Origin of the sequence: Amycolatopsis sp. SB7-3, from assembly GCF_041021335.1 — a bacterium.
Taxonomy (GTDB): Bacteria; Actinomycetota; Actinomycetes; order Mycobacteriales; family Pseudonocardiaceae; genus Amycolatopsis; species Amycolatopsis japonica.
Map to the genome: position 1 here is coordinate 2,051,038 of NZ_JBFPJQ010000001.1, position 26,317 is coordinate 2,077,354.

The window sequence follows — 26,317 nt, forward strand, 5'->3', positions numbered from 1 at the left end:
TCGTCATCCCCTTCACGGAAAACTTGTGTCCGCCCGATCTGACGCGCGGCCGATCAAGACGGTTCCCGCGCATACTTTAAGACCTCGGCAGGGGGCCGTGTGCGTATCCACGCCAACTTCCACCCCGCCGATAATCGGGCGAATCAGAAATCGGCGACTTCCCGGATCCTCGTCGCCAGCAGCTGATTGTCCGCCGGGGTGATGGTCGCCCAATCCCGCCCGTCGCGGTTCCGCGCGACCTGGAACAGATAGCGGCCCGCGTCCGTGTCGTAGAAGGCGACCACGCCGCCCGCGCGCCGGGGGCGGCCGTCTCGGCCCGCGCGTTCGGCACCGAACTGGCCGCGTGCCTCCTGGCCCAGCAGCATGCCCGCCACCTCCTGCGCCTGCCAGAGGGGCACGTCCAGATCTTCCAGAGCCGTGACCAGCGCTTTCGCGTCACCGCGAGCCGCGGCGTCGGCTTGGACGAGGACGTCATGGGGGATGCTGATCGACTGGCCGACCCCGGGGCCGAGATCACCCGCGACCGAGACGGCGGCTTCGGCCAGCGAGCTTTCGCGGGCCGGGATCAACCACACCTGACCGGCGTCGATCACGCCGAGCAACGCCTGGTTGCCGACGCTGACCGCCTGTCCCTTGATCTCGCGGTCGGTCCACACCCAGACGTCGATCGCGAGCCGGGGATGCGCGAACAGGTTCAGCATGTCGACCAGTTCGCCCGACGCCTGATGTCCCCGCGCGAGCCCTCGCGCGCGCAGGGATTCCCAGGCCTCTTCGATCAGTGCCGCCCGCTCCGTATGGGTCGTTCCGGGGCTCGGCACGTCGAGTGCGACATGGCGGCGGGGCAGCCTTTCGGCTTCCCAGAGCATTTCGAACTCGAGTGCGGACAGCACCAGGCTGCCGTTGTCGTTCGGCACAGGTTCAGCGCGTTTCGGAGTTGCCGTGGTCACCGATCACGTCGGGCGACACCAGCCGCTCGTCCGTGAACAGATCCTTGTCGTCGACGCCATAACGCCTGATGTGTTCCGCGTCCTCTTCGACGTCCTGGGTGGCCGCGCGCTCCATGAACTTCGACTCGGGCTTCGGCTGCTTCGCGCCGATCTTCTCCGAGCGCCGCATGGCCTCCTCTTCGGGAAGCTCGCCGATCGGCAGCTGACGGGTCGGCTTCACGCCGCCTTCCTGACGGGGACGGCGGTCGCGTTCCTTGTCGCCGCTCAGCGCGCCACCGGCGACACCGGCGCCGAGCGCGGCGGCACCGGCGCCCAGATCGCCCGCGGGCGGACCGGTGATCTTGGGGACGGCGGGGAAGCCGCGACCGGATTCGTTGCCGGGGGCCAACGGCGCCTGCGGTCCGGAGCCGACCGAGCGGCCCTTGCCGAGCGCCTGGTCGCCACCGGCACCACCGCCGACGTTGCCGAAGACACCGGGGCCGGAGCTGGAACCGGCGCCTTTGCCGAGTGCGGCGTCGATACCGGGGCCGGTGCCGAAGGACTTGCCGACCGGCTGCGCCGACGTGGTGCTGTTCGGCGGCAGGCTGCCGGTGGACTGGCCAGGCGGGATGTTCGGGTTGGACGGCGCGCCCGGCGGGACGAACGGCGGCGAGGCGGGAGAGCCGGTGACCGGGTACGAAGGCCTGCCCTGTTCGGGCTGCGGGGACGGCCGGTTCGGCGTCACCCAGCCGGAGCCCGGGGCGGGAGCCGGCCGCGAAGTGCCGGCCGGCGTCGTCGAGCCCGCCGACGCGGGAGCGGTCGCGCCCGGGCCGGGCGCCGCCGAAGCGGTCTTCCGAGCCGTTCCACCGCCCATGGCGACGCCATAGGCCGGGGTCGGAGCGTCGTAGGACGGCGCCTTCGGGTGGCTGACCGGCTGCGCGACCGGCGGCACGTACTTCGACTCGACGGCGGCCGACGCGGGCCGCACGCTGCCGTCCGGGGTCAGATCCGTGGCCGTGCCGGCGAGGTCGAGCGGGGCGGACCCGCCGCCCGCGCCGGCGGTCGTCGTGGTCTGGGTCAGGTTCATCGCCTGCGGATCGGCCAGGGTGTCGGTCGTCAGCAGGTTCTCGCCGCTCGTCTTGGCGTAGTCGTTCAACGCCTCCTGCGCCTGCGCCCGTGCGTTGTTCGCGGCGCTGACGGTTTTGGCGTGGTCGGTCTCGAACCCGATGAGGCTCAGCAGGACGTCGCCGACGGTCAGGCCGCCGGCGCCCTTCCGGACCACGTCCGGATCCGGGAGCTTGTGCAGCGTCCGGTTGAAGGCCTCACCCTGGGCGAAGATCATCTCCGCGGAATGCGAGACCTTCGTGTTCGCGTCCTGGGAGAAACCCGCCTGCTCGGTGAACACCTGACCGGCGGCGCCGCCCGCTTCGCTCTGCCATTCCACGCCGAGCTTGCCCAGCTCGTCACGCAGCGTCTTGTCGGTGTCGGCGAGCGCGCCCGCGACGGCCTTCAGCGCGTCGACGGCGATGCCGATGCTGCCGGTGCCGTCGCCGCTGCGGAACTGCTCGATCTCGGTCGCGATCCCGGTGTCGGTGTAGCCGTCGAACCGAAGATCGCGGAGCCTGCCCGCGAGGTCGGAAACGTTCACGCCGCCCTCCCTAATTGCGTGCTTTCAAGGTCTGCAAAGCCAAATCGGCCGCCAGTGCGGATTTCTCGCACAGCTGCGGCATGGTGAACGCGCCGGCGGTGATGGTGACCGCCCGCACCGCCAGCGTCTGTCCTTTCGCGACACCGACGAGCGTTTCGCAATCACCCGGCGTGCCGGTGTCACGGTGGTTCCTGATGGCGGGGAACCCGTCGACCTGCACCGGTTCCGTCGTCATGCTGTTCTTGCGGCGCTTGCCGGTGAACCATTCTTCGACGTCCGCGGTGATCGTGCGGACGTAGTAGCTGTGGAAGGGTTGCTCGGCGTCCGCGTCGAAGACACAGGTCGGGCCGTCGATCGGTTCGGCGGCCGTGCGCGGTTTGCTATTGATCTTCAGCCGGTCGAGCTGCGGATCGGCGAGCAGGGCACACGGATCGACACCCTGGAGGGGCAGCTCGGCGGGCCTGGCGGGCAGCGCGGACGCCTTGGCACCCTGCGTGGCCGAAGCCAGCGCGGGTTCGTTGGGGAACGGCTGGCCGCCCGTGTCCGTGGTACATCCGGCCAAGGCGAGGGTGAGCACGCCGCCGGACACCAGCACACGGGGCCTACGCCCGGTGAACACCACGGTCCCCGAGTGCGGCCGCCTTGTCCGCATCACTGGTCTTGTACTCCTTGGCCGCCGTGCGGAGCTGGCTGACCAATCCCCGGAGACCGGCCACGTATGCCCGGACCTGCGCGGCGTACGACTGGTCGCCGTCGGCGACCAGCGAGTTCCACACGTCGGTCGCGTGCACGCTCACGGTGTCGTTGGCCGGAGTGTCGATCCGCAGCTGGTCGAGCCGCGTCATGAGCTTGTCCTGCAACGCGTCGACCTGCTCTTCGACGATCTTCGCCACTTCGAGCAGCTTCGACGGATCGACTCTGATGTCGGCCACCGACGGTGGCGTCGGGACCGCCGACGTGAGGTCCTGGACCTTGCCCGATGCTGCCATTCCCCACCCCTTGGACACTGCGCACGGTGACCGTTCGTCCTGCCTGAGGCTACCAACGCGGATGTATCGGCTGCCTAAGCTTTGCCGGAAATACCGGGTTAGACGCACCAGGGACCGGAACGGTTCCGTCCGGAATTCACGAGACCGGGGTGGCGATCTCTCCCTTGGCGGCGAGCAGGGCGATGTCGGTGCGGTGGTGGGAGCCGGCCAGGTGGACCTTCTCGACCGTCGCGTAGGCGTCCTTGCGGGCGGCCTTCAGGTTCTTGCCGGTGCCGACGACCGACAGCACGCGGCCGCCGGAGGAGACCACGGCGCCGTCGTCGCGGCGGCGGGTGCCGGCGTGGAGCACGCCTTCGAGCTCACCACCGGTGATGACGTCGCCGGTCCTCGGCTTGCCGGGGTAGCCGTCGGCGGCGAGCACGACGGTGACCGCCGCACCGGAATCCCACTCCAGCGGCGGCAGTTCGGCGAGCTTGCCGGTCGCCGTCGCGTGCAGGACCTTGCCGAGCGGGCTGCGGAGCAGCGCCAGGACGACCTGGGTCTCCGGGTCGCCGAAGCGGCAGTTGAACTCGATGACCTGCGGGCCTTCGGAAGTCAGCGCGAGACCGGCGTAAAGCAGGCCGGAGAAGGTGGCGCCACGGTTGTCGAGTTCGTCGACCACGGGCTGGACGATCCGGGCGACGACGTCGTCGACCAGGTCCTTCGGCGCCCACGGCAACGGCGCGTACGCCCCCATGCCGCCGGTGTTCGGGCCCGCGTCGCCGTCGCCGACGCGTTTGAAGTCCTGCGCGGGCAGCAGCGGGACGACCGTGCGGCCGTCGACGAAGCAGAAGAGAGAGGCCTCCGGACCGTCGAGGAACGACTCCAGGAGCACCGGGTGGCCGCCGTCGAGCAGCATCAGGGCGTGCTTGCGCGCGACGTCGACGTCCGTGGTGACCACGACGCCCTTGCCCGCGGCGAGACCGTCGTCCTTGACCACCCAGGTGGGGCCGAACCGGCCGAGCGCGGCGTCGAGGCGGGCCGGGTTGTCGACGACCTCGCAGTGCGCCGTCGGCACCTTCGCGGCCGCCATGACGTCCTTCGCGAAGGCCTTCGAGCCCTCGATCCTGGCCGCGGACGCGGACGGGCCGAAGCAGGCGATGCCCGCCTTCCGGACCGCGTCGGCGACACCCGCCACCAGCGGGACCTCGGGACCGACCACCACCAGGTCCGCCTGCCACTGCTTCGCGAGGGCGGAGACCGATTCGGGGTCGGCCGCGTCGACGCCGAGCTGCTCGGCCACCGAAGAGGTGCCGGCGTTGCCCGGGGCACAGGCCAGTGCGGTGACGGAAGGGTCTTCCGCGACCGCGAGGACGAGTGCATGCTCACGGGCGCCGGACCCGATTACCAGTACGCGCACGACGCACAGGGTAACCGGGCCGGTGAGCTACAGAGACGTCGCCGTCCTCGAGCGGGTGGTTCCATCCGGCGTTCACCCGGCGGTCAGGCCTCCGCCGGTCCGTCTTCGCCGTCCGGACGCCTCCTGCGTCAAGGGTGGCGCGGTACCCCGAGTTCAACCGAAAGAGGTCATCCACCATGCGAAAGCGCCTGGGCGTGCTCGCCCTGTCCGGACTCGCCGTACTCAGTGTCACCGGATTGGCCGGCGCCGCCGAGCCGGGTGCCCGAGATGTGTCGGCGTCGGCCAAGGGCCACGATGGGCCGGTGATCGTCGGACACCGCGGCGCCCCCGGCTACCGCCCGGAGCACACGCTCGCCTCGTATGAGCTCGCCTACCGCCAGGGCGTCGACTGGGTCGACGTCGACCTGGTGCCCACCAAGGACGGCCAGCTCGTCGCCCGGCACGAGAACGAGATCGGCGGGACCACCGACGTCGCGAAGCACCCCGAGTTCGCGGGCCGGAAGACGACGAAGGTCATCGACGGCACGTCGTTCACCGGCTGGTTCACCGAGGACTTCACGCTCGCCGAGCTGAAGACCCTGCGCGCGACCGAGCGGATCCCGCAGCTGCGGCCGAACAACAAGATCTACGACGGCCGCTACCAGATCGCCACCTACCAGGAAGTGCTCGACCTGACGCGCCGCCTGGGCCGCGAACTGCGCCGCGAGCTGGGGACGTACCCGGAGATCAAGCACTCGACCTACTTCTCGTCGATCAAGAACCCGACCGAACCGAAGCTGGTCGAGCTGCTCAAGCGCAACGGGCTCAACCACCCGAAGGCGCCGGTGATCATCCAGTCGTTCGAGGTGTCGAACCTGATCGAGCTTTCGCGCCAGGTGCGGGTGCCGTTGCTGCAGCTGACCTCGGCTTCCGGCGCTCCGGCCGACTTCGTCGCGAAGGGTGACCCGCGGACGTACGCCGACCTCGTGACGCCGGCGGGCCTGAAAGAGATCTCGAAGTACGCGGACTACCTGGGCCCGGAGAAGGCGCAGGTCATCCCGGTGGTGAACGGCGCGCTGGGGCAGCCGACCAAGCTCGTCGCCGACGCGCACAAGGCCGGACTGAAGGTCGGGCCGTACACGTTCCGCAACGAGAACAACTTCCTCCCGCAGAACCTGCGTTCGTCGGCGAACCCCGCCGAGTACGGCAACGCGTTCGCCGAGCAGGAGGCTTTCCTCAAGGCGGGTGTCGACGGGTACTTCGCCGACCACCCGGACACGGCGCTGGAGGCTGTGAAGGCGTTCCAGGGGCGCTGAGCTCTCTCGCGGTGGTGACGGGGGGCCGGTCGTTGAGGGGATTCCTGGCGCAAGGCAAGGCCTGCGGAACGGTCGCCGCCGACTGTGTGGATTTTGGGGCGTTGGGTGACCAGAAATCCACACAGTGCCCGCGTGACCGCCCGGCACGACGGTCAGACCGCCGGAGACGTGGGGGTGTGTGGAAACGGGGACGTTGAACGTCTCTATTTCCACACGCCCCTCACACGCGGTAACGCTTGCGCCCCCACTGGTTACATCCAGTGGCCCTACAGCTGTGCAAGTGTCATGAAAGGGTCGTTCAGGACGTTCTTCGTCCTGAACGACCCTTTCCTGACATCTGGGGACGGGTTTCTTGACGGGACCTTGACATGCGCAGGTCGGCGGGCCTAATTTCGGCGGATCTCAATGGTCTGTCCGCATACCTTTTAAGTGGGTGCCCGATGGATGTCTCTGACAAGCAGGCCGCAGAACCCGCCGACGAAGACAGTGCCCGGCTCCACCAACTCGGCTACGCGCAGGAACTCCGGCGCACGATGTCGACCTTCTCCAACTTCGCCGTCTCCTTCACGATCATCTCGATCCTCTCCGGCTGCCTGACCCTCTACGGATTCGGCATGAAGACCGGCGGGCCCGCCGCGATGATCTGGGGCTGGCCGCTGGTCGGCCTGTTCGTCATCCTGGTCGGGCTGGGCATGGCCGAGGTCTGCTCCAGCTATCCGACCGCGGGCGGCCTCTACTACTGGGCCGCGAAGCTCGCCCCGCGCAACGGCGCGGCGTGGTCGTGGTTCACCGGCTGGTTCAACCTCATCGGGCAGATCGCCGTCACCGCGGGGATCGACTTCGGCGCGGCGCTGTTCCTCAACGCCTTCCTCGACCTGCAGTTCGGCTTCGAGGCGACACCGGGCAACACGATTTTGCTGCTCGCGATCATCCTGGTGATCCACGGCCTGCTGAACACCTTCGGCGTCAAGATCGTGGCGCTGCTGAACAGCATCAGCGTGTGGTGGCATCTGGTAGGTGTGCTGGTCATCGTCGGGGTGCTGATCGTCGTGCCCGCCAAGCACCAGGACGCGTCCTTCGTCTTCGGCGAGTTCGTGAACAAGACCGGCTGGGCTTCCCCGGTCTACGTCTTCTTACTGGGGCTCCTCGTCGCGCAGTACACACTCACTGGTTACGACGCCTCGGCGCATATGACCGAGGAGACCAAGAACGCGGCGAAGGCCGGGCCGCGCGGCATCATCAACTCGATCCTCGTCTCCCTGGTCGCCGGATGGATCCTGCTGATCGGCCTCACCTTCGCCATCCAGGACTACGACGGCGCCGTGGAATCCGAGACCGGGGTGCCGCCCGCGCAGATCTTCATCGACGCGACCGGCGCGACGACCGGCAAGTTCCTCCTGCTGATCTGTATCGGGGCCCAGTTGTTCTGCGGGATGGCGTCGGTGACCGCGAACTCGCGGATGATCTACGCCTTCGCCCGCGACGGCGCGATCCCGGGTTCGAAGTTCTGGCACCGCATCAACAAGCGCACCCAGACACCGACCAACGCGGTGTGGCTGGCCGCGGGCGGCGCGCTCCTGCTCGCCCTGCCGTACCTGTGGAGCGCGACCGCCTACGCGGCGGTGACCTCGATCGCCGTCGTCGGTCTTTACGTGGCCTACGTGATCCCGGTGTTCCTGCGGGTGCGCAAGGGCGACGACTTCGAACCAGGACCGTGGAATCTCGGCCGCTGGGGCAAGCTCGTCGGGACCATCGCGACCGTCTGGGTCTGCTTCATCTTCGTGCTGTTCATGCTTCCGCAGGGATCACCGGTCACCATCGACAGTTTCAACTACACGCCCATCGCCTTCCTCGTCGTACTCGGTGGTGCGGCGGTGTGGTGGTTCGTCTCGGCACGCAAGTGGTTCACGGGCCCGAAGGTGCAGGGCTCCGAGGAGGAACTCGCCGCCGTGGAAAAGGAACTCAAGGAACTGGGGTAGCGGCGACGTTCTCCCGGGAGCGGCCCGCGCGGACTCCGGTCACCGCGGCCGCTCCCAACGCCCCGACTCCGGCGAAGGCGTAGAAACCCCACGGATACGCGATCCCGGCGCTCAGCAGCGCGCCGCCGAGGATCGGGCCGCAGATCGCGCCGACCCGGCCGACACCCGCCGCCCAGCCGATCCCGGTGGCGCGCATGACGTCCGGGTACGTCTTGCCGATGTACGCGTACACGAGCACCTGCGCGCTGAACACGAAACCGCCGGTGAGGAACACGGCCACGTACAGGCCGACGGCGGGCAGTTTCACGCTCAGCAAGGCGAGGAACACGGCCGCGCCGAGGAACCAGAAGATCACCGCCGGCCGGACCCCGACCTTGTCCGCCACCCGGCCGGCGACGAGCAGGCCGACGACCCCGCCGAGGTTCAGCGTGAGCAGCAACCCGAGTGCAGCACCCAGCGGGTACCCGGCCTGGCGCATGATCTCCGGCAGCCAGGTGTTGAGCCCGTAGACCAGCAGCAGCCCCATGAACGACGTCACCCAGAACGCGATGGTGGCGCGCAGGAGCCCGCCGCGGAACAGCCCGCCGACGACCTCGGTCGCCGACTTCTCCTGCGTTTCCCGCGCCCGCTCGAAGGTCTCGGACTCCGGCAGGTACTTGATCATCAGCGGGACCAGCACGAGCGCGGGCAGCGCGCCCGCGACGAACATCGCCCGCCAGCCGAGCGGCTGGATCAGCCAGATGCCGAGCAGGGCGGTGAGTACCGCGCCGACGTGATAGCCGGTCATCACCGTGGTGGTCGCGCTGCCGCCCTTCCCCTTGCGGGCGTGCTCGGTGACCAGCGCGATCGCCGTCGGCAGACAGCCACCGAGGCCCAGCCCCGCGAGGAAGCGCAGCAGGCCGAAGACGAACGCCGACGGCGAGATCGCGCAGAGCGCGGTGAACGCCGAGAACGCGGTGACCGCGATGATCAGCGCCTTCCGGCGGCCGATGACGTCGGTGATCGTGCCGATCGCCAGCGCGCCGATCGTCATGCCGATCAGGCCGACCGTCGAGATCACCGACGCCGTGCCCGGCGTCAGGCCCCAGACGTGGTCACGGAGCAGCGCGGGCAGCACCGTGCCCAGGACGACCAGGTCGAATCCGTCGAGCAGTACCGCCGTCCAGGCGAGTGGGACCACCCACGAACGGGCCGCGGCAGGGGACATGGGGACCTCCAGCTGTGTTCGCTATGCGCACGAGTATGCACAATCCGAACGCTGTGAGCAAGGCCACTGGACCCCTGGATGTCATGAAAGGGCCGTTCAGGACGATGAATGTCCTGAACGGCCCTTTCATGACACGAGCGTCAGCGCTTCACGAGCTCCCCGAGAACCTGCCAGGTGCGAAGCCGCTCTTCGCTGTTCCGGATACCGGTCTGCGCCGCGACGACCTCGGTCGCCCCGGCGTCGAAGTACCGCCGGATTTCGGCCGCGACGGTCTCCTCGTCCCCCGCGATCACCAGCTCTCCGGCGGAATCCACGCCCTGAGCGTCGAAGACCGCGCGGTAGGACGGGATGTCGCGGAAGAACGCGTACTGCCGGTCGACGGTGGCCCGCACGGCGTCGGGATCGTCGGTCACGACGACCGGGGCCATCGCGATGATCCGCGGCGCCGGACGACCGGCGGCGGCCTTGGTGATCTCGGGGACGATCAGCCCGGAAAGCGCCTTGGGCCCGGCGAGGAACGGGATCGTGCCGTCGGCGAGCTCGCCGGTGACGCGCAGCGCCTGCCGTCCCATCGCGGCGACGATCACCGGGAGGTCCGAAGACCCCGCGACGGACAGCGAAGCCGCGAAACCCTTGGCGTGCGCCCGGACCGTCTCGCCGTGGAAGTCGACTTCGCCGCCGCCGAGTACCTGACGGAGGATCGTCAGGTACTCGCGAAGGTGCTTGATCGGCGACGGGTACTCGATGCCGTACGCGGGTTCGAGCCAGTTTTTCGCGCCGGTTCCCAGGCCGAGCACGAAGCGGCCCCCGGTGGCGGCCTGCGCCGTCTGCGCGAGACCGGTGATCAGCAAGGGATGCCGCGGGTAGATCGGGACGACGCTCGTCCCGACGGTGATCCCCGGGACCGCGCGGCCCGCGAGGGCGGCGACGGTGATCGCGTCGTGCTCCATCTGCTGCGAGAACCAGACCGACGTCAGGCCCGCGTCGGCGGCCTGCCGGGTCTGGGTGACGAGTTCGTCGACGATGTTGACGGCGTCCGCGGTGTCCCCGGACGGGAGTGCCACTCCGATGGTCATATTCGTGGCCAACGACGGCGCCGTGAGGATATTTCGCCGTTCACCAGTTGGGATCATGCGCGCGGATCGCGGTGGTGGCCCACCCTGGGCGGCGTCCGACACCTCGATCCTGGAGAGACCCGATGTCGCTGACCGATGTCATCGAAGGAACCAAGACCGCCGTCGACGCCGACCCGCGCAATGCCGCCGTCTCGTTCAGCGTCGCCAACGCGCTGACCCCCGGGACCGCGACCCGGGTGGACGTGCGGGTGCGCGACCACTCGTTCGCCGTCGACGAGCCCGCCGCGCTCGGCGGCACCGACACCGCGGCGAACCCGGTCGAGTACGCGCTCGCCGCGCTGGGCTCGTGCCAGGTGATCACGTACCAGTTCTGGGCGGCGAAGCTCGGTGTGCCGCTCGAAGGCGTGCAGGTGACCGTGGACGGCGACATCGACCTTCACGGGTTCTTCGGGTTTTCGGAGACCCGGCCGGGCTTCGGGGACGTGCGCGTTTCGGTCGAGCTGAGCGGGCCCGCCGGGGCGGAGGTCTACGAGGACCTGAAGCGGCAGGTGGACGAGCACTGCCCGGTGCTGGACCTGTTCCGGAACCCGACGCCGGTGAAGACTTCGCTCGCTTAAGACGCAAGGAAAGGTCCTTTCATTGCAAATTTTGCAATGAAAGGACCTTTCCTAGCACGCGAAGGGGGTCAGACGAACTCGTGCCGCACGATGGTCTGCTCCCGCCCCGGACCGACGCCGATCGCCGAGATCCGCGCGCCCGAGAGCTCTTCGAGCCGCTCGACGTACGCCCGCGCGTTCGCCGGCAGCTCTTCGAAGGTGCGGCAGCCCGAGATGTCCTCGAACCAGCCCGGCAGCTCTTCGTAGATCGGCAGCGCGTGGTGCACGTCGGTCTGCGTCATCGGCATGTCGTACGTGCGGACCCCGTCGACCTCGTAGCCGACGCACACCGGCACCTTCTCCAGGCCGGACAGCACGTCCAGCTTGGTGAGGAAGTAGTCGGTGATGCCGTTGACCCGCACCGCGTAGCGCGCGATGACCGCGTCGAACCAGCCGGTGCGCCGTGAGCGGCCGGTGGTGACGCCGAACTCGCCGCCCTGCTTGCGCAGGTACTCGCCGGACTCGTCGTCCAGCTCGGTCGGGAACGGGCCGGAGCCGACACGCGTGGTGTAGGCCTTGAGGATGCCCAGCACGGTCTCGATCTTGCCGGGGCCGATACCCGAACCCGCGCTCGCGCCGCCGGAGGTCGGGTTCGACGACGTCACGAACGGGTAGGTGCCGTGGTCGACGTCGAGCAGGGTGCCCTGCGAGCCTTCGAGCAGCACGGTCTCGCCGCGTTCGAGGGCCTGGTTGAGCTGCAGGCGCGTGTCGGCGATGCGGTGCGCGAACTTCTCGCCGGCGGCCAGCACCTCGTCGGCGACCTGGTTCGCGTCCAGCGCCTTGCGGTTGTAGACCTTGACCAGCACCTGGTTCTTGAACTCCAGTGCCGACTCGACCTTCTGCCGGAAGATCTTCTCGTCGAGCAGGTCCTGCACGCGGACGCCGACGCGGGCGATCTTGTCCTGGTAGCAGGGGCCGATGCCGCGGCCGGTGGTGCCGATCTTGCGGCTGCCGAGGTAACGCTCGGTGACCTTATCGATCGCCACGTGGTACGGCATGATCAAGTGCGCGTCGGCGGAGATCAGCAGCTTGCTGGTGTCGACGTCGCGTTCTTCCAGCCCGGCGAGTTCGTCGAGCAGCACGCCCGGGTCGATGACGACGCCGTTGCCGATGACGTTGGTGACGCCCGGCGTGAGGATCCCTGACGGGATGAGGTGGAGGGCGAAGTTCTGCCCGTCGGGAAGGACTACGGTGTGGCCCGCGTTGTTACCGCCTTGGTAACGCACGATCCACTGGACGCGGTCGCCGAGCAGGTCGGTGGCCTTGCCCTTGCCCTCGTCCCCCCATTGGGCCCCGATCAGCACGATGGCCGGCATGTGACACTCCAGGTGTTCGGCGACTTGTGGTTTGGCGCTGGTAAATGCCGGTGCATGAGCGTAACGGAGGGCCTTCGGGTGCGCGGAATAGTGGTGGTCTGTCCGGCGGGCGAGCCCACACTCCCGGAGATCGACGACGTCGAAATGGTGCACGTCCCGAGCCGCCCCGGCAAGGCGGATATCGACCCCTTGCTGGGGGAACACGATCACCTCGTGGTCGCGGGCACCGATGCCGACCTGGCGGCGGTCGCACTGCGGCTGTTACGAAAAGAACAGCTCTCGGGCGTGTCGCTCGGCTTCGTGCCTTCCTCGCCGGACTCCGACGTCGCCCGCATCTGGAGCCTGCCGACGCAGCCGCTGCGCGCCCTCTCGCTCGCGTTGCGCGGCGAGGTCGACCCGGTGCCGCTGATCCGCGACGACACCGGCGGTGTGCTGGTCGGACGCGGGGTGATCGGGATGATCCGCGGGGTGGCCTACTGCGACGAGCACACCGTCCTTCGCGGGCCCGCGCGCTCGATCGAGGTCGAGCCGGACACGAGCGGCCCTGGGCTGATGGTCCGGGTGACCAAGGGGACGCTGTTCAAGCGGCCTTCGACGCAGTACGCGCGGGCGTTCCAGCTCGGTTGCATCCCGACGCGGCCGAGCAGCGACGGCGTCGCCCATCCGCGGGCCATGAGCCGGTGGACCTGGTACCGGCACACCGAGGATCTCCGCCTGGTCCGCGGGCTGGACTAGGCCGTTCGGCTCAGAACCTTCAGCTGGACTTTCCGAAGATTTTTCGGAGACGGACACCCTGTCCTACCTGCTCGTGACACCCTCCGTTCACGAATAGCCAGCAGAGTGTCATCCGATGGTGTTGCGTGGGTCATATCCGTGCCGCATGGTGACCAGGTCCCCAAACCTGACACGGAGGCAGCAATATGCCAACTGCGCTTGCTGTTCGTCGCTCCTTCACCGTTCTCGCCGTCTCGGCGATCGTCTCCGCGGGCGTGGTGGGTGTCGCCGAAGCGACACCCCCGGGCATCCCGTCGGCGGACACCGCCAAATCCCAGCTCGCCTCGCTGACCGTCAAGCCGGACGGTTCGTCGACCGGGTACAGCCGCGACAAGTTCCCGCACTGGTCCGACCAGGGCAACAGCTGCAACACGCGTGAGGTCGTGCTGAAGCGGGACGGCACGAACGTTCAGCAGGACAGCAGTTGCGCCGCCGTCTCCGGCAGCTGGTTCAGCCCGTACGACGGCGCCACCTGGCGCGCGGCGTCCGATGTGGACATCGACCACGTCGTCCCGCTGGCCGCCGCGTGGCGCACCGGGGCGTCTTCGTGGACCACCGCGCAGCGGCAGGCGTTCGCGAACGACCTCAGCGCGCCGCAGCTGATCGCCGTCACGGACAACGTCAACCAGGAGAAGGGCGACAAGTCGCCGGACGCCTGGAAGCCGCCGACCGTCGGTTACTGGTGCACCTACGCGAAGATGTGGACCACCGTGAAGTACAAGTACAAGCTGAGCATCAAGTCGGCGGAGAAGACCGCGCTGACGGACATGCTCAACCGCTGCTGAACCGGTTTTCCCGTGAAGGCCCCCTTCCCTCGGCTCAGCCGAGGGAAGGGGGCCTTCACGCGCATCGCGCGCTGTCAAGCGGGATCATGGGACGTTTCGCGGGCTGGGAGCCGGGTTCAGCATGTGGGCGGGGCTCAAGGCCGTGATTAGCGTGATTCGGGTAGGCGCAAGAGAAAGCGCCCCCGTTCCCCGCTGGAGGCCACCCGGTGTCCCGTACCGCCGCCACTTCCTTGCTCGCCCTCACCGCGATCGTCGTCACTGCTTGCTCCTCCGCGGGTGGTGCGACGGGCGCCGACGCCGGGCCGCCCAAACCCGGTGGCACGCTGCGCCTCGGGATCTCGTCGAGCCCGGATTGCATCGACCCGCAACAGGTCGGCACCAACGCTTCGCTCAACGTCGGCCGTCAGCTGGTCGATTCGCTGACCGACCAGGACCCGGCCACCGGCGAGATCAAGCCGTGGCTGGCCGAAAAATGGGAGAGCAACGCGGATTCGACCGCGTTCACCTTCCATCTGCGCGACGGCGCGACCTTCTCCGACGGCAGCCCGGTCGACGCGACCGCGGTCAAGACGAGCTTCGACGCGATCAAGGCGCTCGGCCCGAAATCGCAGCTCGGCTCCGGCTATCTGGCCGTGTACAAGGGGACGACGGTCGTCGACCCGAAGACCGTGAAGATCGAGTTCTCCGTTCCCAGCGCACAGTTCCTGCAGGCCAGCTCGACGATGTCGCTCGGTGTCCTCGCGCCCGCCGCGTACCGGAAGACCGCCGACCAGCGTTGCCAGGGTGACGGCCTGATCGGCTCCGGGCCGTTCGTTTTCGAGAGCCTGAAGCAGAATCAGGAGATCGTCCTCGCGAAACGCAAGGGCTACAACTGGGGCTCGTCGCTGTTCAAGCACCAGGGCGAGGCATACCTCGACAAGATCGCCTACAAGATCGTTCCGGAACCCGGTGTACGCACCGGAAGCCTCGCATCCGGCCAGCTCGACGCCATCACCGACGTCCAGCCGGTCGACGAACCGCAGTTCACCGCCAACGGTTTCACCGAGCCCACGCGCCCGAACCCCGGCATCGTGTTCAACCTGCACGCCAACGTCACCAAGGGCGTGCTCACCGACGAAAAGGTCCGCCAGGCGGTGGTCAAGGGCATCAACCGGCCCGAGGTCACGAACACCGTGCTGACCCCGAACTACAAACCCGCCACCAGCGTCCTCGGCTCGGCGACACCGTTCTACACCGACCTTTCCCCGCTGCTCGCCTACGATCCGGCCGGCGCCACGGCGCTGCTGGAGAGCTCGGGCTGGCTCCCCGGCCCCGACGGGATCCGCACCAAGAACGGGCAGCGGCTGACCGCGAAGGTCGTCTTCTCCCTGGTGTTCAACCAGAACAAGAGCGTGCTCGAACTCGTGCAGCAGCAGTTGCGCAAGATCGGCTTCGACCTTCAGATCGAGCAGCGCACGACGGCCGAGAGCGTGCAGATCACGCAGAGCGGGAACTACGAGTACCTCTGGTACAACACCACCCGCGCCGATCCGGACATCCTGCGCAACCTGTTCTCCACCAAGGCCAACAACCGCAGCAAACTGCCCGCGGGCAATCCGGTCGACGCGCCGCTCGACGCGCAGTCGTCCACTGTGGACCCGGCGAAACGGAAGCCCGCAGCCGAGGAGGCGCAGCGTGCGATCATCGAGCACGGCTACTCGGCGCCGGTGTTCGAGCTGACCCAGGTGCTGGCGCACGGGCCGAACGCGCACGGCGTCGGTTTCGAGGCGTCGTCCCGGCTTCAGCTGTTCGACGCCTGGGTGTCCGGCTCGTGACGCGGTATCTGCTGCGGCGGATCCTGCAGGCGGTCTTCGTGCTGTGGGCCGCGTTCACCGTGTCCTTCGTGATCCTCTACCTCCTGCCGGGCGACGCGGTCAGCGCGAAGCTCGGCGGGGGCGAGGCCGGTCTTTCGGTGACGCCGGAACAACTCGCCGCGGCGAAGGCGGAGTACGGACTCGACGACCCCTTGCCGCTGCAGTACGGAAAGCGGCTGCTCGCGGCACTCCAGGGAGACTTCGGACGCTCGATCGCCACGGGGGACGACGCCACGAACATGGTCGTCTCCGCCCTGCCGCCGACGCTGGCGGTGACCGGCTTCGCCCTGGTGCTCGCGATCCTGTTCGGCGGCGGGATCGCGTTCGCCGGCACCCTTACGCGACACCGCTGGCTGGGCAACCTCCTGCTCGCGTTGCCGCCGCTGGGGATCTCGCTGCCGCCGTTCTGGGTCGGGCTGCTGCTGATCCAGTTCTTCTCCTTCCAGCTCAGGCTGTTGCCCGCGCTGGGTTCGAACGGCTTCGAGTCGCTGATCCTGCCCGCGATCACCCTCGCCATCCCCACCGGCGCGATCATCGGGCAGGTGCTGGCAAAAAGCCTCCGCACGCAGCTCGCCGAGCCGTACGCCGAGATCGCGCTGGCGAAAGGGGCGAGCCGGTCGAGAGTCCACTTCGGACATCTCCTGCGCAACGCGGCGGTGCCCACGCTCACCATCGCCGGCGTGGTCGCGGGAAACCTGATCGCGGGTTCGGTGATCACCGAGACCGTGTTCTCCCGCGACGGCCTCGGCCGCGTGACGTCGTCGGCGGTCACCGCGCAGGACATCCCGGTGGTGCAGGCGGTGATCGTGCTCGCGGCGCTGGTGTTCGTGGTGATCAACCTGCTCGTCGATCTCGTCTATCCCCTGCTCGACCCGCGGATCCGACACCGGGAGACGGCCGATGCCTGACGTTCTCGTGCGCACCGGGCGCAAGCCGGGCCTGATCCTCGCGATCGCCGTGCTGGCCTTCGCCCTGCTGTCGGCGGTCGCACCCGGCCTCTTCACCGGACAGGACCCGCTCGCCGGCGTCCCCGCCGAGAAGATGCAGGGGCCGTCGCTCGGCCATCTCTTCGGTACCGACGAAACCGGGCGCGACATCTTCGCCCGTGTCGTCCACGGCGCCGCGCTTTCGTTGCAGGCGACCGTGATCGCCGTCGTGGTCGCGCTGGTCGCCGGTTCCGCGCTCGGCCTGGTCGCCGGGTTCCGTGGCGGCGCCCTCGATTCGGCGATCATGCGCTGCGTCGACGTCCTGCTGGCGATCCCGTCGATTCTCCTGTCGCTGGCGCTGGTCACCGCGCTCGGCTTCGGGACGACCAATATCGCGATCGCGGTCGGGGTCGCGAACCTCGCGCAGTTCGCCCGGCTGATGCGGGCCGAAGTGCTGCGGGTCCGCAATGGCGTGTTCGTCGAGGCGGCCAGGGCGGGCGGTGTGCGCTGGACCGGCGTGCTCGGGCGGCACGTGCTGCCCAACGCGCTCGGCCCGGTGCTCGCGCTCGCGACGCTCACCTTCGGCACTGCGGTGCTGGAGGTGTCGGCGCTGAGCTTCCTCGGCTACGGCGCCACCCCGCCGACCCCGGAATGGGGCTCGCTGGTGGCTGGCGGCCGCGGCTTCCTCGCCACCGCCTGGTGGATGACGACCTTCCCCGGACTCACCGTCGCGGCCGTCGTGCTGTCCGCGAACCGGCTGTCCAGAGCGATCGAAGGAGACGTGCGGTGAGCGAACTGCTGACCATCCGCGATCTCGCGGTTTCCTACAAATCCGTGACCGCCGTGGACGGCGTCTCGCTTTCCGTCCACAAGGGACAGATCGTCGCGGTGGTCGGCGAGTCCGGCTCCGGCAAGAGCACGACGGCGCACGCGGCGATCGGCCTGCTGCCCCGCGGCGGACGGATCGACCGCGGCGAGATCACCTTCGACGGCCGTGACCTCACGAAACTCTCCGACCGTGCTTGGCGTTCGGTGCGGGGCCGCGAGATCGCGCTGGTCCCGCAGGATCCGACCGTGTCGCTCAATCCCGTGCACCGGATCGGTGATCAGGTCGCGGAAGTGCTGCTGATCCACGGTCTCGCCGACAAACGCGGCGCCAGTACGGAGGCGGTGAAGCTGCTGCGCAAGGCCGGGATCGCCGATCCGGAAACGCGGGCGCGGCAGTATCCGCACGAGCTGTCCGGCGGGCTTCGGCAGCGCGCGCTGATCGCGGCCGCACTCGCCGGACGGCCGAAATTGATCATCGCCGACGAGCCGACCAGCGCGCTCGACGTCACCGTGCAACGGCAGATCCTCGACCACCTCGAAGAACTCGCCGCCGAAGCGGGCACCGCCGTCCTGCTGATCACCCACGACCTCGGTGTCGCGTCGGATCGCGCGTCACGGATCGTCGTGCTGTCACAGGGAAGTGTCGTCGAGGAAGGCACGACCGGCGAGATCCTCGCCGCGCCCTCGGAGAAGTACACGCGGGATCTGCTGGCCGCCGCGCCCAGTCTGTCCGACACCCCGTTGAGGGAGCCGAAACCGCCGTCGTCCGATGCCCTGGTGTCGGTCCGTGGCCTCGGCAAGACCTTCGGAACCGTCCGGGCGGTCGACGGCGTTTCGTTCGACATCGCCCGCGGCCGGACGCTCGCCTTGGTCGGCGAATCCGGTTCCGGCAAGTCGACCACCGCGCGGATGATCCTGCGGCTGGAGACGCCGACCGACGGGGTCGTCGAGTTCGACGGCCAGGACATCACGGCGCTGCGCGGTGAGGAGCTGCGGCGGCTGCGGCGCCGGTTCCAGCTGGTGTATCAGAACCCGTACGCGTCGCTGAATCCGAAGTTCAGCATCGAGGACGTCATCACCGAGCCGCTGCGGGCGTTCGGCGTCGGCACGAAGGCGGAACGCCGGGCGCGGGCGGCCGAGCTGGTCGACCAAGTCGCCCTGCCGACTTCGGTGTTGAAGCGCAAGCCCGCCGAATTGTCCGGCGGGCAGCGGCAACGAGCGGCCATCGCGCGGGCGCTCGCCCTGCGCCCGGAGCTGATCGTCGCTGACGAACCCGTGTCCGCGCTGGACGTCTCGGTGCAGGCGCAGATCCTGCGGCTGCTCGCCGACCTGCAGGACGAACTCGGCCTGACGTACCTGTTCATCTCGCACGACCTCGCCGTGGTCCGGCAGATCGCGGACACCGTCGGCGTGCTGCGCGGCGGCGAACTCGTGGAACTCGGCCCGGCGAGGGACGTCCTCGAACGGCCGAGCGCGGACTACACCCGGGAGCTGCTCGCCGCCATCCCCGGCCGCAAACCCTTGGAGACACGATGAAGTTCGGGCTCTTCTCCCTGGTCGCCAACCATCCCGACCCGGTGACCGGCGCGACGCCGACCCAGCACGAACGCCTGCGCCGGGTCGTCGACGAGGCGATCTTCGCGGAGGAACTGGGCTTCGACGCGTACGGCGTCGGCGAGCGGCACGGGGAACCGTTCCTTTCCTCGGCTCCGCCGGTGATCCTCGCGGCGGTCGCGGAACGCACGGAACGGCTCCGGTTGCTGACCACCTTGACCGTGATCAGCGTGCTCGACCCGGTGCGCGTCGCCGAGGACTACGCGACGCTCGACCAGCTTTCCGGCGGCCGGCTGGAACTCATGATCGGGAAGGGCAACGATCCGCGGCACTTCCCGCTGTTCGGCCTCGAAGAAGACCGGCAATGGGAGTACCAGGCGGAGAAGTTCGCCCTGTTGCGCCGTCTGTTCCTGGAGGAGGGCGTGACGTGGGAGGGCGAGTTCCGCACGCCGCTGACCGACGTCACGACGCAACCGCGCCCGTTCCACGCCCGGCCGCGGATCTGGCACGGGAGCGCGTCGAGCACCGAATCGACCGAGCTGGCGGCGAAGTTCGGCGATCCGCTGTTCACCGCGAACGGTTTCCACCCCAAGAAGAAGTACGCGGACCTGATCGACCACTACCGGCGGCGCTGGGCGGAGTACGGCCACGATCCGGCGGACGCGCTCGTCGGTTCCGGCGCGGGCGGGCTGTACGTGGCCAAGACCTCGCAGGAGGCGCTGGACGGGTACCGGCCGTACTTCGAGGCGCTGATGAAGACGCCCGCGTATCAGCACAACAAGTCGGAGTTCGCCACGCTGGAGGACAAGATCGCCGGCGGTTCCGCGCTCGTCGGGAGCCCGGAACAGGTGATCGACAAGATCGGCGACTACCACGCGTCGTTCGGGCACGAGGTGCAGGCGGTGTCGGTCGACGGCTTGGAGGCCGGGGAGGCGCGGGACGTCCTGGAGCTCTTCGCCGCCGACGTGGTCCCGATCGTGCGGAAAGAACTGCCCTCGCGCGTCTGGGAAAGCTAGTAGCTTCTAGGAGGTGCGCATCCTCTTCACGTGCCGCCCCGCCTACGGCCACCTGTACCCGTTGATGCCCTTGGCGATCGCCGCCCGCGACGCCGGACACGAAGTGGTCTTCGGGACCGGAGCGGCCTTCCTGGACAAGGTCCGTTCGCTCGGCTTCGACGCGCACGAGGTCGGGATCTCGATCCAGGACGCCGTCGACCAGGCCGAAGGGGACGCGCTCGAGGCCATCTTCACCGCCTTCGCCGACATCCTGCCGCAGGCGACGATCGCCGACCTGAGCCCGCTGCTCCCCACGCTCCGGCCGGATCTGGTCGTCTACGAGATGAGCGACGTCGGCGCGGCGGCGGCCGCCCGCCGGGCCGGGATCCCGGTGGTGTCCCACGTGATCGGGCGGTCGATGCCCGCCGAGCTGATGGCCGCCGCCGCGCACCGGTTCGCGCCGCTGTGGGACGGCAACCCGCCTGCCGACCTCATGCTGGGCGACGCCGGGATCGACGTGTGGCCGGATGTCGTCCGCGACCCGGTGGCGAGCTCGCTGCCGACGGTCTTCCGGCTCCGGCCGGTGCCGTGGAACGAACCGGGCACGGTGCCGTCGTGGCTCGACGGACGCGACCGGCCCCTCGTCTACCTGACGCTGGGCACCGTGGCCTTCGGCGCCACCGGCGTACTGCGCGCGGCGATCGACGGCCTCGCGCGGCTGCCGGTGGACGTACTGGTCGCCCGCGGTCCCGGTGACCCCGGCGAGTTCGGCGACCTGCCGCCGAACGTCCACGTGACCGGCTTCGTGCCGCAGTCCGAAGTCCTTCCGCGCGCGGATCTGGTGGTGCACCACGGCGGAACCGGGACCGTGCTCGGCGCGCTTTCGGCCGGACTGCCGCAACTGGTGCTGCCGCAGGGCGCGGACCAGTTCGTCAACGCCGAAATGCTGGAGACGGCCAATGCCGGACGGGCGCTGACCGGCGACGAGGTGACCGCGGACGCCGTCGAGGACAGGGCCAAGACCCTCCTCGACGACGCCCGCGTGCGCGAGGTGGCGGCCAGGGCCCGTCACGAGATCGCCGCCATGCCCGCGCCGTCGGAGGTCGTCCGGCGGCTGGAGGAGTTCGCCGCTCGTTAAGTGACCGACCGCAAGATCTCTCGCGCGACGACGTCGTTCTGCCGGAACGGGAGCGCGTTGGTCCTCGGCCGGGTGAACGCCCCGGCCGACCGCGCCGACGTATGCGGCCCGAGCGCGAACCGGCGCGGATGCGGACGGCCCTCGCCGTCGAGCATCCGGCCGTCGGAGACGCGGGTGTGGATACGGCCGGCGAGCAGCCTGTCGCCGGTGACCGGGTCGAGGACGGCTTCCTCGCCGAGCGCGCCGCTGTCGCGCAACTGTCGCAAAAGGACATCGGACGCCCTGGAGACGCTCGGCTCGGGGAGCCGTGCCTCGACCAGGGTCCGAGCCTCGGTCTCGCCGGGGAAGCTCGCACCTGAAGCGACGAAGGCCCTGCGCTCCTCGTCGGCCGACACCCGCATTTCGGCACCCAAGAAGGAAACGAGACCTGCTTCCTGGAGCGCCAGCAGTTCTTCGAGCCTTCGCGGCGGCGGGCCGCTGGCGAAGTAGGAGAAGAAGCCGAGGAACCAGCCGTCCAAATCGGACAGTTGCGACGCCGCGTCGAGCCGTCCGGTCTGCACCAGCGCCGGAAGCTGCCCCATCACGGAAAGCAGCGCCATGAACGCACCCAGATCCGCGCTGTACTCGGGGTCCGCCCGGCGGCTCAAGTCCGCTTCGACGTACTCGCGCAATTCCTTGCCGTACTCCTCGGCGGTGCCGAACTCGGCTCCCGCCATCGGCCGGTCGAGCCTGCCGAGGTCGAGCCGGTCGTCCGGCGCCGGAACCGCCCGCGCCACCAGCGCGTCGAGCTCGCCGGGCGCGGCGTCCGCGAAAGCGTCGGCGAAGACCGCGAAATCCATCCGCACCCGCTCGGGGTGGGCGGTGAACAGTTCGCTGTAGTAGGCCCACGCGATCTCCTTCGAGATCAGTGGCCAGACGTCGCGGCGGAAGTCGATCGGTCCGGGCACGTCGCAGAGCTTCCCGATCGCGTAGGCATCGAAGAATTTGGGCAACTGCAAGGGCTTTCCGCGCAGCCGGTAGCCGATCTTCGAGTGGTACGGCACGCCACGGCGTGAACCGATGTGCAATACCGGCTCGGCGCCGCTGGGGTGGTATTTCAGCCCGCCGCACGCCTGCTCTTCGAACCGGCCGCCGCGGCCTTCGGTCAGCAGCAGCATCAGATCGACGAACGCGAGGCCGAATCCGCGCACCAGCACGGTTTCCCCTGGCCGGATCGCCGAATAGTCGACGTCGGCGGTGTAGCCTGCCGGGTAGTAGGCGAGGTCGTGCCGGGCGGCGAAATCGGCGAGTGCGGTTTCGCGTTCGTCCGGTTCGGCGTCGAGATGCCCGACGGTGAACAGGACCGCGTCCACGGCGAGGGGCTCCGCCCGGTCCTCCAGCCAGAGCGACTGCGGATCGCCGTCTTCCAGCCGCACCGCAAGCGTCCGGTGCTCGACGACTTCGATCTCGGGCGGAAGCCCTGCGCGGACCTCGCGATGAAACCAGGCGAGGTACGCGCTCTGCAGCCGTCGCGTCGGGAAGTGATCGCTTTGCAGCGCCTCGAGTTCGGCGCGCAGGCTTTCGTCGACTTCCGCGTCGAGCGCGCCCTCGCGAACCAGCCGCGCCCACTCGATCAGCGAGGGCCCCGGGCGGATCGGCCCGTCGATCTCCACGGTGTCGTCGGTGAACACGGTGACGTCCTCGGGCATGGAGTTCATCCGCAGCAACGGTGACTGCTCATGACGCCAGACCCGCCCGGCCCCGGCGGGAAAGGGATCGACGAGATGCACCACCAGCCGCCGCCCGCCGAGGAGCTCGGCGGCGTTGGCACCGAGCCGTTCGAGCACGCCCACCCCACGTGGACCGGCGCCGACCACCGCGAGCACGTAGGGAAGGTCTGCGGTACTCACGAAGCCGAAGCTACGCCGGGATTCCGGGGCGTGTGCGGGTTCTCAAGGAGCGGAACCCGTTGCCACGGCGAGGAACCGGCGCGTACTCGTCGAACAGGGGGACACGGACGAGAGGGACGGACGATGCCGGTCGAATTCCTGGGTATCGGAGGCACCAACGACGGTTCGGAGACACATCCGCGATCGGGTGGCGTCTTCGACAAGGACTACACCCTGCGGCTCGCGCGGGCACACGAGGAATTCGGCTGGGACCGGGTGCTGTTCGCGTACGGCTCCAGCGGGCCGGACCCCGCGCAGGCGGCCGCGTACGTCGCGGCGAAGCTCGACAAGCTCCAGATCCTGCTGGCACACCGGCCGAACGTCTCGTACCCGACCTTCGCGGCGAAGACGTTCGCCACGCTGGACCAGCTCTCGGACGGGAAGCTCACGGTCCACTTCATCACCGGCGGCAGCGACCACGAGCAGCAGCGCGAAGGCGACTACCTGACGAAGGACGAGCGCTACTCACGCACGCGCGAGTACATCCAGATCGTGAAGCGGGCTTGGACGTCCGAAGAGCCCTTCGACCACGAGGGCGAGCACTACCGCTTCGCCGACTTCGTTCTCGACGTCCGGCCTGTGCAGCAGCCACGCCCTGGCGTCTCGTTCGGTGGTTCGTCTCCGGCGGCGTACGCGGCGGGCGGGGCCGAAGCGGACATCTTCTGCCTCTGGGGCGAGCCCCTCGCGCAAACGGCCGAGCAGATCGAGTCCGTCAAGGCCGCGGCGAGGGCCGCCGGGCGGACCGACGTCCCGCGCATCCAGGTCGCCTTCCGCCCGATCATCGCGCCGACCGAGGAACTCGCCTGGGAGAAGGCGCACCGCACGGTCGACGCGATCAAGGCCCGGACGAGCGGCGGTCAGCAGCTGACCCGGCGGCATTCGCTCACGAATCCGGAGAACACCGGCTCGCAGCGGCTCCTCGCGGTCGCCGCCGAGGGCGAACGGTTCGACCGGGCGCTGTGGACCCCGACGGCGGCCGCGACCGGCGGTGCGGGCAACTCCAACGCCCTGGTCGGCACGCCCGAAACCGTCGCGCAGGCCCTGCTCGACTACTACGACCTCGGCGTCGACATCCTCTCCGCCCGCGGCTACGACATGCTCGGCGACACGATCGACTTCGGCCGTCACGTCATCCCGATCGTGCGCGAAGAGGTCGCCAAACGCGACGCGGCGAAGGCGGCTTCGGCGCGCGAGGTACTCGCCGTCGACGGCTGAACCGTTCACTACACCGAATGGCGGGCAGCGTCATCCATTCGGCCCACGACGCCGACTGCCGTCGATTGTCCCGGTCGTCGCGGAGCGGAGTCGAAACACGTTCGCCCGTAGGCGCCTCGGGGACCACTCGCGGACCGCCGTCGCGACGCGGCATCCCCGCCCCGGGTGACGCCGTCCTGTCCGCTTTTTACCGGCGAAAAGCCCGAATCAACCCAAAAGCGCTGGCCTGGGCGTTGATACCGGTCACCGGGACATCTTCGCGGGCGAAAGTTCATCCACGAAAAAGATCTCCAACTCCAGAAACCCGGCGAAAGAACCTAGCCAATCACCAACAGTCAGGAGACACTTACGTGAACGAATGACGCTTCGTGACGAGCTCGTGACCGCGTTACTCTCGGTCACGAGTTTCTCGCGTAATAAGGACCCTATTGGGGGCAGCATGGCTTCGGCCGGACGGGTCACTTACCGAGAGGTGTTCGGTGTAGCCGAGTTCCGTTCGCTCTGGTTCGCCGAACTGTTTTCGATCTTCGGTGATCAACTCGCCAGGGTCGCCCTGTCCGTCCTCGTCTTCACCGAAACCCGCTCCGCGACCCTGACCGGTCTCACCTACGCGCTGACCTACGCCCCTTCGCTGCTCGGCGGCATCTTCCTCACCGGCTTCGCGGACCGGTTCCCCCGGCGGACCGTCATGGTGGTCGTCGACCTCTTACGGGCCCTGCTGATCGCGCTGGTCGCGGTGCCGGTGCTGCCGTTCTGGGTCCTGTGCGTCCTCGTCGGCGGCGTCTCGCTGCTGAACCCGCCGTTCAAGGCGGCCCAGCTGGCCCTGCTGCCGCAGATCCTCGAAGGCGACCGGTTCGTCGTCGGCATGGCGATCCGCAGCATGACCGTCCAATCGGCGCAGCTGGCCGGATTCGCCGGCGGCGGGCTCCTGCTGACCGCGCTCGAACCCCATATCGCCCTCGCGCTGGACGCGGTCACCTTCGTGATCTCGGCGCTGTTCGTCCGGTTCGGACTGAAATCGCGGCCGGCCGCGGCGTCCGGGGAGAAGCGCAAATCGTTCTTCGCGTCGATCGGTTCGGGCGGCAAGATCGTCTTCGCCAGCGCCGGGTTGCGCTCGTTGCTGCTGTTCACCTGGCTGATGGGCCTGCTGCCGGTGTACGAGGGCATCGCGGCGCCCTACGTCGCCTCGTCGGGCGGCGGCCCCGAGGTCATCGGCCTGTTGCTGGCCGCCGATCCGATCGGCAGCGTGATCGGGGCGTTCATCTACTCACGGTGGGTGCCGGCACACGTCAGACCGAAACTGATCGGGCCGCTTTCGGCGTTGACCGCGCTCCCGCTGCTGCTGTGCTTCCTGCAGCCGGGACCGCTGGCGTCGATCGTGTTGTTCGTGCTCTGCGGCGGCTTCGGCACGGTGGCGCTGATGCAGGCGACCGCGTCGCTGACGCTGGCCGTGCCGGACGAGAGCCGGGCGCAGGTGATGGGGCTGTCGAACACCGGATTGACCACGACGATGGGGGTGAGTCCCCTGATCGGCGGCATCCTGGCGGACCAGGTCGGCCCTCAGTCGACCGTCGGCGTCTTCGGCCTTGCGGGATTGATACTGACCGTCCCGCTCGCGTTGAGCTGGTTCCGGACCCTCAGCCGCGACCCGGAACGGTGGCAGGAAAAAGACGCCGCACGCGCAGAACATTGAGCTGTTCCACGCGCCGGCCCGATCGCGCGGACGTCTGGCGCGCGCCCCAGTTCACTGATCCCTACCGGCCATCGCTGGCACCTTTCCCTCGACCTCTCAGAGAAAAGTACACACCTAGGGAGCTTGTCGACAGCCCG

Annotated in this window: 22 protein-coding genes; 13 read left to right on the plus strand and 9 right to left on the minus strand. The window is 68.8% G+C overall.

The window, feature by feature from the left end; all coding sequences use genetic code 11:
- Positions 1 to 143: 143 nt before the first annotated feature.
- The 5 genes from AB8M46_RS10060 to purD form a co-directional block, all read right to left on the minus strand.
- Entirely contained in the window at positions 144 to 914 is a 771-nt protein-coding gene (locus tag AB8M46_RS10060; RefSeq protein ID WP_394360141.1) for an ESX secretion-associated protein EspG, read from the minus strand.
- Positions 915 to 918: 4 nt separating this feature from the next.
- Positions 919 to 2,574: a hypothetical protein gene (locus AB8M46_RS10065; RefSeq protein ID WP_394360142.1), complete on the minus strand. Its 1,656-nt coding sequence runs from the start codon at positions 2,572 to 2,574 to the stop codon at positions 919 to 921.
- A gap of 10 nt (positions 2,575 to 2,584) precedes the next feature.
- Positions 2,585 to 3,226 (minus strand): DUF3558 domain-containing protein, encoded by a 642-nt coding sequence (locus AB8M46_RS10070; protein ID WP_233629601.1) that lies wholly within the window; start codon positions 3,224 to 3,226, stop codon positions 2,585 to 2,587.
- Entirely contained in the window at positions 3,177 to 3,563 is a 387-nt protein-coding gene (locus tag AB8M46_RS10075; protein WP_037334617.1) for a PE domain-containing protein, read from the minus strand. Before AB8M46_RS10075 ends, AB8M46_RS10070 begins: the two co-directional genes overlap by 50 nt.
- Positions 3,564 to 3,699: 136 nt before the next feature.
- A complete protein-coding gene (gene purD / locus AB8M46_RS10080) occupies positions 3,700 to 4,962 on the minus strand; it encodes a phosphoribosylamine--glycine ligase (protein WP_037334615.1) in 1,263 nt (420 codons plus the stop codon).
- A gap of 176 nt (positions 4,963 to 5,138) precedes the next feature.
- On the opposite strand from purD, the gene AB8M46_RS10085 reads away from it, so the two are divergent.
- Together AB8M46_RS10085 and AB8M46_RS10090 are read left to right on the plus strand one after the other, a co-directional pair.
- Positions 5,139 to 6,257 (plus strand): glycerophosphodiester phosphodiesterase, encoded by a 1,119-nt coding sequence (locus AB8M46_RS10085; protein WP_394360143.1) that lies wholly within the window; start codon positions 5,139 to 5,141, stop codon positions 6,255 to 6,257.
- Positions 6,258 to 6,697: 440 nt separating this feature from the next.
- Entirely contained in the window at positions 6,698 to 8,236 is a 1,539-nt protein-coding gene (locus AB8M46_RS10090; protein WP_378426997.1) for an amino acid permease, read from the plus strand.
- Here the strand turns inward: AB8M46_RS10090 and AB8M46_RS10095 are convergent.
- Complete coding sequence (locus tag AB8M46_RS10095) at positions 8,220 to 9,443, minus strand: MFS transporter (protein ID WP_378426995.1); 1,224 nt, start codon at positions 9,441 to 9,443, stop codon at positions 8,220 to 8,222. The two genes, AB8M46_RS10090 and AB8M46_RS10095, sit on opposite strands and share 17 nt — an antisense overlap.
- Before the next feature lie 140 nt (positions 9,444 to 9,583).
- Positions 9,584 to 10,519, minus strand: a complete 936-nt coding sequence (locus tag AB8M46_RS10100) for an LLM class F420-dependent oxidoreductase (RefSeq protein WP_394360144.1) — start codon at positions 10,517 to 10,519, stop codon at positions 9,584 to 9,586.
- A gap of 122 nt (positions 10,520 to 10,641) precedes the next feature.
- Between AB8M46_RS10100 and AB8M46_RS10105 the strand changes: the two genes are divergently transcribed.
- Positions 10,642 to 11,136 carry an OsmC family protein gene (locus AB8M46_RS10105; protein ID WP_037334605.1) on the plus strand — a complete coding sequence of 165 codons (495 nt, stop codon included), beginning with the start codon at positions 10,642 to 10,644 and terminating at the stop codon, positions 11,134 to 11,136.
- Positions 11,137 to 11,204: 68 nt separating this feature from the next.
- Here AB8M46_RS10105 and AB8M46_RS10110 read toward each other — a convergent pair whose 3' ends face one another.
- Positions 11,205 to 12,491 (minus strand): adenylosuccinate synthase, encoded by a 1,287-nt coding sequence (locus AB8M46_RS10110; protein WP_037334603.1) that lies wholly within the window; start codon positions 12,489 to 12,491, stop codon positions 11,205 to 11,207.
- A 54-nt stretch (positions 12,492 to 12,545) separates the two neighbouring features.
- Here AB8M46_RS10110 and AB8M46_RS10115 point away from each other — a divergent pair, with 54 nt between their 5' ends.
- The 8 genes from AB8M46_RS10115 (at position 12,546) to AB8M46_RS10150 (ending at position 21,344) form a co-directional block, all read left to right on the plus strand.
- Positions 12,546 to 13,226 (plus strand): hypothetical protein, encoded by a 681-nt coding sequence (locus AB8M46_RS10115; RefSeq protein ID WP_369797380.1) that lies wholly within the window; start codon positions 12,546 to 12,548, stop codon positions 13,224 to 13,226.
- A 185-nt stretch (positions 13,227 to 13,411) separates the two neighbouring features.
- A complete protein-coding gene (locus AB8M46_RS10120; RefSeq protein WP_394360145.1) occupies positions 13,412 to 14,050 on the plus strand; it encodes a DUF1524 domain-containing protein in 639 nt (212 codons plus the stop codon).
- Between the two features lie 206 nt (positions 14,051 to 14,256).
- Positions 14,257 to 15,864, plus strand: a complete 1,608-nt coding sequence (locus tag AB8M46_RS10125; protein ID WP_394360146.1) for an ABC transporter substrate-binding protein — start codon at positions 14,257 to 14,259, stop codon at positions 15,862 to 15,864.
- Positions 15,861 to 16,811 (plus strand): ABC transporter permease, encoded by a 951-nt coding sequence (locus tag AB8M46_RS10130; RefSeq protein WP_016338083.1) that lies wholly within the window; start codon positions 15,861 to 15,863, stop codon positions 16,809 to 16,811. The genes AB8M46_RS10125 and AB8M46_RS10130 overlap by 4 nt, the downstream gene beginning before the upstream one ends.
- The gene (locus AB8M46_RS10135) at positions 16,804 to 17,619 is read left to right on the plus strand and encodes an ABC transporter permease (RefSeq protein ID WP_394360147.1); all 816 of its coding nucleotides are present in this window, start codon (positions 16,804 to 16,806) and stop codon (positions 17,617 to 17,619) included. Before AB8M46_RS10130 ends, AB8M46_RS10135 begins: the two co-directional genes overlap by 8 nt.
- Positions 17,616 to 19,193 (plus strand): dipeptide ABC transporter ATP-binding protein, encoded by a 1,578-nt coding sequence (locus tag AB8M46_RS10140; RefSeq protein WP_394360148.1) that lies wholly within the window; start codon positions 17,616 to 17,618, stop codon positions 19,191 to 19,193. Before AB8M46_RS10135 ends, AB8M46_RS10140 begins: the two co-directional genes overlap by 4 nt.
- Entirely contained in the window at positions 19,190 to 20,227 is a 1,038-nt protein-coding gene (locus AB8M46_RS10145) for an LLM class flavin-dependent oxidoreductase (RefSeq protein ID WP_394360149.1), read from the plus strand. Before AB8M46_RS10140 ends, AB8M46_RS10145 begins: the two co-directional genes overlap by 4 nt.
- Before the next feature lie 13 nt (positions 20,228 to 20,240).
- Positions 20,241 to 21,344 carry a glycosyltransferase gene (locus AB8M46_RS10150; RefSeq protein WP_394360150.1) on the plus strand — a complete coding sequence of 368 codons (1,104 nt, stop codon included), beginning with the start codon at positions 20,241 to 20,243 and terminating at the stop codon, positions 21,342 to 21,344.
- On the opposite strand, the gene AB8M46_RS10155 is transcribed toward AB8M46_RS10150, so the two are convergent.
- The gene (locus AB8M46_RS10155; protein WP_394360151.1) at positions 21,341 to 23,233 is read right to left on the minus strand and encodes an FAD/NAD(P)-binding protein; all 1,893 of its coding nucleotides are present in this window, start codon (positions 23,231 to 23,233) and stop codon (positions 21,341 to 21,343) included. The genes AB8M46_RS10150 and AB8M46_RS10155 overlap by 4 nt on opposite strands.
- Positions 23,234 to 23,356: 123 nt before the next feature.
- On the opposite strand from AB8M46_RS10155, the gene AB8M46_RS10160 reads away from it, so the two are divergent.
- Both AB8M46_RS10160 and AB8M46_RS10165 read left to right on the plus strand, forming a co-directional pair.
- Entirely contained in the window at positions 23,357 to 24,487 is a 1,131-nt protein-coding gene (locus AB8M46_RS10160; RefSeq protein ID WP_073845802.1) for an LLM class flavin-dependent oxidoreductase, read from the plus strand.
- 439 nt (positions 24,488 to 24,926) lie between these two features.
- Entirely contained in the window at positions 24,927 to 26,180 is a 1,254-nt protein-coding gene (locus AB8M46_RS10165; protein ID WP_378428504.1) for an MFS transporter, read from the plus strand.
- Positions 26,181 to 26,317: the final 137 nt, after the last annotated feature.